The following is a 7,192-nucleotide window of genomic DNA, read 5'->3' on the forward strand; positions in this document are numbered from 1 at the left end:
AAGCAGCACGCTTCGCTCCCCTCACCTTCCCCAACTTCGTTGGGGCCCCCTCCTCTCCCGCTTCGCAGGAGAGGACGGACCGGGTTCATTTGCCAAGAGGAAACAACCCCCACTGCATCTGTGGAATGACACGATCAAGAGCGGGACAAGCGCTTTGTCATGACCTTGTCCTCGGCAAAGAGGCCTGACGTCTCGCCAGTCGGTGTCCACCCGCGCCGCTGGTAGAAAGCATCGGCGCGTGTTCCTGGTTCGGTGTTAAGTCTCGCTTCCGCGCACCCGTTGAGCAGAAGCCAGTCTTCACACGCCCGGAGCAGCGCGCTGCCATGGCCCTTGCCTTCATGCGCCGGATCAACGAACAGGGCGAATACCTCGCTTTCGAGCCGGTCAGCCATCGAGAAGCCGGTAAGAGTTCCGTTATGCTCGGCAACCCAACAACCAAGATTGTCGGCCGTAATACGTTCGGCGATCGATGCTTCGGTAATGCCAACTTCCGCCATTTGCGCGACCGAGAGATGATTCTCCCTGACCGACGTGCGAATGCGCATGATCTCCGGCAGATCAGAGACGCGGCCAGGCCGGATCATTCGCGCACCGGCACCGTATAGTTCAGCGGCATGCGGCCGCCATCGACATAGATGGTCTCGCCGGTCACGTAGCTCGCGTCGTCCGAGGCCAGAAAGGCGGCGATCGAGGCCACTTCGGATGGCTCGCCGACGCGGCCCAGCGGGGTGCGCGACAGGGCGCGGTTGAGGGCGGCCCTGTCGGCCAGCACGCCCTTCATCATGTCGGTGCTGATCGAGCCGGGGCCGATGGCGTTGACCCGGATGCCATGCGGCGCCAGCGCCACCGCGGTGGCGCGGGTGAGCTGCGAGACGCCACCCTTCGACACGCAGTAGGAGACGATGCCGGGGATGGTGAGCGTATCGTTGACGGAGGACATGTTGATGATGGCGCCCGGCTTCCGCCCTGCCCCCGCCTGCTTCACCATCTGGCGCGCGCAGGCCTGCAGCATCAGGAAGGAGCCTTTGAGGTTCACCGCCAGCACGCGGTCAAAATCCGCTTCCGTCACATCCAGAAAATCGCCGCCGAGCGCGATCCCGGCGTTGTTGACGAGAATATCGACCGCGCCATGCCGCGCCACCACCGCCGCCACAAGTGCCCGCACATCGGCCGCCTGCGCGACATCGCAATGCGTGTAATTGGCGCCGATGGCGGCCGCCGCCGCCTGGCCCTCGGCATCGAGAATGTCGGCGATCGTGACGGAGGCGCCCTCGGCGGCAAAGCGCTCGGCGATGGCGAGCCCGATGCCGCGCGCGGCGCCGGTGACGATGGCGATGCGGTTGTTCAGTCGCAAGATCGTTGCTCCCTCAATGATAGCTGTCGGCCGATCTGGCGGCTCCGGCGAAGACGGCAATGATCAGCGCGGCCGCGACGGTGACGAACAGCGCCGCGGTGAGGCTGGTCGCCTCGGCGACGAGGCCGAGCAGCGCGGGGCCCAGCAGGAAGCCGGTGTAGCCCAGCGTCGTCACCGCCGCGATGCCACGGCCCGGCGCATCGGGCTCCAGCCTTCCGCCGCCCGCGAACAGCACGGGGGCGATATTGCCGAGCCCCAGCCCGGCGAACACGAAGGCGGCAATGGCAATCTGCGGTGACGGCGCCAGCAGCGCCACCGTGGTGGCCGCCGCGGCCAGCAAGGCGCTCACCCGCACCATGGCGACGGCGCCAACCTTGAGCCTGATCCAGTCGCCGGTGAAGCGGGCGACGGCCATGCCGGCCTGGTAGAAACCAAAGCCCAGCGCCGCGATGCCGGCGTCGATCATGTACTTCTCGCGCATCATGATCGCCGCCCAATCGAGGATGGACCCCTCGATCATCAGCGCCAGCAGGCACAAGAGGCCGAGGCCGATGGTGGCCCTGGTGGGCCAGGCGAAATGCGTGCCCGAAAGGCCCTTGTCGATGTCGCCCGGCAGGAAGAAGCGCGAGGCGGCGAGCAGCATCGCCAGGCAGAGGAGCGCCGTGGCGCCGGCCTGCGGCAACACGCCGAAGCGGCTCAGCATCGCCGCGCCGAGAAAAGTGCCGAACATCGAGCCGATGCTGAAGCTGCCGTGCAGCATCGACATGATCGGCCGGCGCAGGGCCTTTTCCACCGCGATGCCATGGGCGTTCATGGCCACATCCATGCTGCCGATCATCATGCCCATCGCCACCCCGGCCAGGACGAAAGCAGGCATGCTCGCCGCGAGCACGGGGCCGAGGAATGCGACACAGAACAGCATGCCCGTCACCAGCGTCATCACGGCGCTGCCGAAGCGGTTGATCAGAACGCCCGCCACCGGCATGGCGAAAATCGCGCCCGCCGAAAAGGCGAGCAGCGCCAGCCCGAACACACCAGGCCCCACGTCGAGCCGCTCCTTGGCCAGCGCCACATGCGGCACCCAGGCGCCGATCAGCAGGCCATGGACCAGAAACGCAACGAAAACCGCCCAGCGGGCCTGGGCGGGTTGCGCAGTGCGGGTGATGATGTCACTTGTCATGTTGCGCTGCATCCCTAGCCGATTGCACAAGCCGCCGCCACCATGCATTCTGCCATGCGGGGACTTTGCGAAGCGCGTGCCAGGGGAAAGCCATGGACACCACCAATGAGACCGTCACCGTTCCCGGGCGGCCGCCGTCCGTCAAGATCAACCGTATTTCCTTTGCAGATGTGAGGGCGGCGCTGGCCGCGGGGCTTGGCGATTTCCGCAGGGCGCCGCTGATCGGCCTGTTTTTCGGCGGCATCTACGCGGCGGGCGGCATCGCCATCTGGCTGTTGCTCACCGTCTATCATGAGCCGTGGTGGATCATTCCCATCGCCGTCGGCTTTCCGCTGATCGGGCCTTTCGTGGCGGTGGGGCTTTATGAAACCAGCCGGCGGCTGGCGGCCGGCCAGCCCCTGCATTTTGGCGAGATCCTCGGCGTCATCCTGGCGCAGCGCAAGCGCCAGGTGGGCTGGATGGCTTTCGTGGTGCTGTTCATCTTCTGGATGTGGCTCTACGAGGTGCGCATGCTGCTGGCGATCTTCCTCGGGTTCCAGTCCTTCTCGACGATCCAGGCCTTCCTGGATGTCATTACCGGCACGGCGGAAGGCATCGGCTTCCTGGCGGTGGGCACGGCGGTCGGGGCGGGCATCTCATTTGTGCTGTTCTGCGCCACCGTGGTGGCGATGCCGCTGCTGCTCGACCGCGACATCGACCTGATCACCGCCATCATCGCCAGCTTCAAGGCCGTGATACAGAACCCCGCGCCGATGCTCGGCTTCGGGCTGATCGTGGTGGCGCTCACCTTCCTGGGGCTGGCGCCGCTGTTCCTGGGGCTGCCGGTGGTGCTGCCGGTCCTCGGCCACGCCACCTGGCACCTCTATACGCGGGTGGTGGCCCCGGTCAGGCCATCGCCTTGTTGATCTCTTCCGTCATCTTCTTGGCGTCGCCGAACAGCATCATGGTGTTGTCGCGCCAGAACAGCGGATTGTCGACGCCGGCATAGCCCGAAGCCATGCCGCGCTTGATGAACATCACCGTCTTGGCCTTCCACACCTCGAGCACCGGCATGCCGTAGATGGGCGATGTCGGATCGTCCTTGGCGGACGGATTGGTCACGTCATTGGCGCCGATGACGAAGGCGACATCCGCCTGGCCGAAGTCAGAGTAGATGTCCTCGAGCTCGAACACCTCGTCATAAGGCACATTGGCCTCGGCCAGCAGCACGTTCATGTGGCCCGGCATGCGGCCCGCCACGGGGTGGATGGCGTATTTGACGTTGACGCCTTCCTTTTTCAGATGGTCGCCCATCTCGCGCAGCGCATGCTGGGCCTGGGCCACCGCCATGCCGTAACCCGGCACGATGATGACGGAGCCGGCATTCTTCATGATGAAGGCCGCGTCATCCGCCGAGCCCTGCTTCACCGGCTTCGCCTCGCCCTTGGCGGCGGGGCCGGCACTTTCGCCGCCAAAGCCGCCGAGGATCACCGAGATGAAGGACCGGTTCATGCCCTTGCACATGATATAGGATAGGATGGCGCCCGAGGAGCCCACCAGCGCGCCCGTGATGATGAGGGCCGTATTGTGCAGCGTGAAGCCGATGCCCGCCGCCGCCCAGCCGGAATAGGAGTTGAGCATCGAGACCACCACCGGCATGTCGGCGCCGCCGATCGGGATGATGAGCAGGAAGCCCAGCGCGAGGCTGATGGCGATGATCGCCCAGAACCACAGCCAAATGGGGTTCAGGTAGAACAGCGCGATGCAGGCGACCAGCGCCACGCCCAGCGCGATGTTGATGAGATGGCGGGCGGGCAGCAGGATCGGGGCCCCCGACATGCGGCCGTCAAGCTTCAGGAAGGCGATGACCGAGCCCGTGAAGGTGATGGCGCCGATCGCCGCGCCCAGCGACATTTCAATGCGCGAGAGCGGGTTGATCGCGCCATTGGCCACGATATGGAAGGCTTCCGGGGCGTAGAAGGCCGCCGCCGCCACGAACACCGCGGCAAGGCCCACCAGCGAGTGGAAGGCGGCGACGAGCTGCGGCATCGCCGTCATGGCGATCTTCCTGGCCATCACCGCGCCGATGCCGCCGCCGATGGCGAGGCCCAGCACCACGAGTCCGATGACCATGGGCGAGAGCTGCATGGTGGCCAGCGTGGTGACCATGGCGATCGCCATGCCCACCATGCCGTAGATGTTGCCCTGGCGCGAGGTGGCGGGCGAAGAGAGCCCGCGCAGCGCCATGATGAACAGCGCGCCCGCGACCAGATAGAGAAGAGCTGCGAGATTGGCCGACATGCCGCCTATTTCTCCTTCTTCTTGTACATGGCGAGCATGCGCGAGGTGACGAGGAAGCCGCCGAAGATATTGACCGCCGCCAGCACCAGCGCGAGGAAGCCAAACACCATGGCGGTGACCGAGCCGGACTCAAGGGCACCGACGCCCACCGCCAGAAGCGCTCCCACCACGATCACCGAGGAAATGGCGTTGGTCACCGACATCAGCGGCGTGTGCAGCGCCGGGGTCACGTTCCACACCACGTAATAGCCCACGAACACCGCCAGCACGAAAATGCCGAACAGCGAGACGAACGGATCGATCGCTTCCATCACTTGGCTCCCTGGAACATGGGGTGCACCAGCGCGCCGCCGCGCGCGATCATCGTGCCCTTGATGCATTCATCGGCGTCGTCGATCTTGAGCGAGCCGTCCTTCTGGATCATCAGATCGAGGAAATTGGCGAGGTTCTTGGCGAACAGCGGCGAGGCGTTGCCGGCGAGCTTGCCCGCCAGATTGACGGTGCCGACGAGGGTGACGCCCTTGTGATGGACGATCTCGTCCGGCTTCGACAGCGGGCAGTTGCCGCCGCGCTCGACCGCCAGGTCGACGATCACCGAGCCGGGCTTCATGCTCTCCACCATGGCCTCGGTGATCAGCACCGGCGCCGGGCGCCCGGGGATGAGCGCGGTGGTAATGATCACGTCCTGGGTTTTCACGTGCTCGGCCACCAGGGCGGCCTGCTTGGCCTTGTCCTCCGCCGAGAGTTCCTTGGCATAGCCGCCGGAGGTGGCGGCGTCGGCGATGTCGGCATAGACGAATTTGGCGCCGAGGCTCTTCACCTGCTCTTCGGTGGCCTTGCGCACGTCAGTGGCCGAGACGATGGCGCCGAGGCGGCGCGCCGTGGCGATGGCCTGCAAGCCAGCAACGCCCACGCCCATGATGAACACCTTGGCGGCCGGCACGGTGCCCGCCGCGGTCATCATCATCGGAAAGGCGCGGGTGAAATGATGGGCGGCGTCGATCACCGCCTTGTAACCGGCGAGATTGGCCTGCGAGGAGAGAATGTCCATGGCCTGGGCGCGGGTGATGCGCGGCATCAGTTCCATGGCAAAGGCGGTGGCGCCGGATTTGGCGATGGCCTCGAGGCCCGCCTTGTCGCCGTAGGGCTCAAGCCCGCCCATCAGGATGGCGCCGGGCTTCAGCGCCGCCAGCACCTCCGCCGAGGGGCGGCGCACGGTGAGAACCACGTCCGCATCGCCCCAGCCGCCACTGGCGATCCTGGCGCCCGCCGCGGCGAAGGCGTCGTCCGGAATACTGGCGCCCTTGCCGGCCCCGGCCTGCACCACGACCTCGGCGCCCTTCTTGACATAGGCCTTGACGGTGTCGGGACTGGCCGCGACGCGGCTTTCCCCGTGCTGGGTTTCGGTGGGGATCGCGATTTTCATGGGATATCCCTGCCGGTCAGCCGAGCATCACGGCGGTGATCAGCGCAAAGATCACCAGCAGGCCCACCGACAGATACCATTTGTTTCCGATGCGCATATCGATGATCAGCGCCAGCGCGCCGGCGATCAGGCCGCCGAAGCCCAGAAGCAGGTTGCTGCCGGACACGAAGGCGAAGGCGACCAGCGCCACCAGCACGTAGAAACAATAGATGGCCAGAATGATCGAGCCCTTCAGGAAGCCCTGGTAGGTGGCCTTGTGCTCCGAAAAGTCCTGAGAATGCGCGCCGGAAGACCCGTGTTGAGCCATGATTCCCTCTGCCTGGAAGCCAATAACCGGAGGCTTCTAGCCACTCCGCCCGCCCCCCGCAAGGACCCGGTCTTCCGCGCGGCGATCAGTCACGCGGCGCGGGCAAGTTCCTCCAGGTTCTCAAACATATAGATGGTTTCCGGAAGGTTATGGCCATGCCAGGGGCAGACGCCGGGGCGGATGAGGGCCGAGAAAACCCAGACTGCTCGTCATGCCACGGCCTGACCGTGGCATCATCTTCCTGGCCGCCAAAGAAGACCCCCGGATCAAGTCCGGGGGTGATGAGGGGGCGGTGCCTTGACCGTTACATCCGCTCCAGCTCGTCGATCATGCCGGCATCGGCCTCTTCGCAACAGGCCACCTGCAGACGCGCCATTGCCGCCGCATCGTCAACGGCGGGCAGGAGGAAGATGATCTGCTGCGTGTTCATTTTCCCATCCCTATCCCTCGCCCCCGCGCCAGCGGGGGAGAGGGCCGGGGCGAGGGGGTGCTTCCACATATCGGAATGGCCTGCTGCCGGTTCCGTGGACACCGAGTTAAGGTGTTTAATGGAACTGGAGGTGTCCAATGGAGAGACGGAAGTTCAGCCGCGAGTTCAAGCTTGAGGCAGTAAACCTGGTCCGGGAGCGCGGCGTTTCATATGCC

9 protein-coding genes are annotated in these 7,192 nt (G+C 65.5%); 1 reads left to right on the top strand and 8 read right to left on the bottom strand.

Annotation, left to right across the window (positions count from 1 at the left end):
* Positions 1–134: 134 nt before the first annotated feature.
* The 3 genes from ACKOED_RS10790 to ACKOED_RS10800 are packed head-to-tail and all read right to left on the bottom strand — an operon-like array spanning position 135 to position 2,534.
* A complete protein-coding gene (locus ACKOED_RS10790) occupies positions 135–545 on the bottom strand; it encodes a GNAT family N-acetyltransferase (protein WP_408916600.1) in 411 nt (136 codons plus the stop codon).
* Between the two features lie 35 nt (positions 546–580).
* Positions 581–1,354 carry an SDR family NAD(P)-dependent oxidoreductase gene (locus ACKOED_RS10795; RefSeq protein WP_408916601.1) on the bottom strand — a complete coding sequence of 258 codons (774 nt, stop codon included), beginning with the start codon at positions 1,352–1,354 and terminating at the stop codon, positions 581–583.
* 13 nt (positions 1,355–1,367) lie between these two features.
* Positions 1,368–2,534 carry an MFS transporter gene (locus tag ACKOED_RS10800; protein WP_408916602.1) on the bottom strand — a complete coding sequence of 389 codons (1,167 nt, stop codon included), beginning with the start codon at positions 2,532–2,534 and terminating at the stop codon, positions 1,368–1,370.
* 92 nt (positions 2,535–2,626) lie between these two features.
* On the opposite strand from ACKOED_RS10800, the gene ACKOED_RS10805 reads away from it, so the two are divergent.
* Complete coding sequence (locus ACKOED_RS10805) at positions 2,627–3,439, top strand: DUF2189 domain-containing protein (protein WP_408916603.1); 813 nt, start codon at positions 2,627–2,629, stop codon at positions 3,437–3,439.
* Here the strand turns inward: ACKOED_RS10805 and ACKOED_RS10810 are convergent.
* The 5 genes from ACKOED_RS10810 to ACKOED_RS10830 all read right to left on the bottom strand — a co-directional run bounded on the left by ACKOED_RS10810 (position 3,420) and on the right by ACKOED_RS10830 (position 6,977).
* Positions 3,420–4,814 carry an NAD(P)(+) transhydrogenase (Re/Si-specific) subunit beta gene (locus tag ACKOED_RS10810; RefSeq protein ID WP_408916604.1) on the bottom strand — a complete coding sequence of 465 codons (1,395 nt, stop codon included), beginning with the start codon at positions 4,812–4,814 and terminating at the stop codon, positions 3,420–3,422. The two genes, ACKOED_RS10805 and ACKOED_RS10810, sit on opposite strands and share 20 nt — an antisense overlap.
* Before the next feature lie 5 nt (positions 4,815–4,819).
* On the bottom strand, positions 4,820–5,125 hold the full coding sequence (locus tag ACKOED_RS10815) for a proton-translocating transhydrogenase family protein (RefSeq protein ID WP_408916605.1): 306 nt from the start codon (positions 5,123–5,125) through the stop codon (positions 4,820–4,822).
* On the bottom strand, positions 5,125–6,240 hold the full coding sequence (locus ACKOED_RS10820; RefSeq protein WP_408916606.1) for a Re/Si-specific NAD(P)(+) transhydrogenase subunit alpha: 1,116 nt from the start codon (positions 6,238–6,240) through the stop codon (positions 5,125–5,127). Before ACKOED_RS10820 ends, ACKOED_RS10815 begins: the two co-directional genes overlap by 1 nt.
* 16 nt (positions 6,241–6,256) lie before the next feature.
* On the bottom strand, positions 6,257–6,547 hold the full coding sequence (locus tag ACKOED_RS10825) for an aa3-type cytochrome c oxidase subunit IV (protein ID WP_408916607.1): 291 nt from the start codon (positions 6,545–6,547) through the stop codon (positions 6,257–6,259).
* A gap of 304 nt (positions 6,548–6,851) precedes the next feature.
* On the bottom strand, positions 6,852–6,977 hold the full coding sequence (locus ACKOED_RS10830; protein ID WP_408916608.1) for a hypothetical protein: 126 nt from the start codon (positions 6,975–6,977) through the stop codon (positions 6,852–6,854).
* Positions 6,978–7,192: the final 215 nt, after the last annotated feature.

It is taken from the genome of Aestuariivirga sp. (assembly GCF_046093005.1).
Lineage (GTDB): Bacteria > Pseudomonadota > Alphaproteobacteria > Rhizobiales > Aestuariivirgaceae > Aestuariivirga.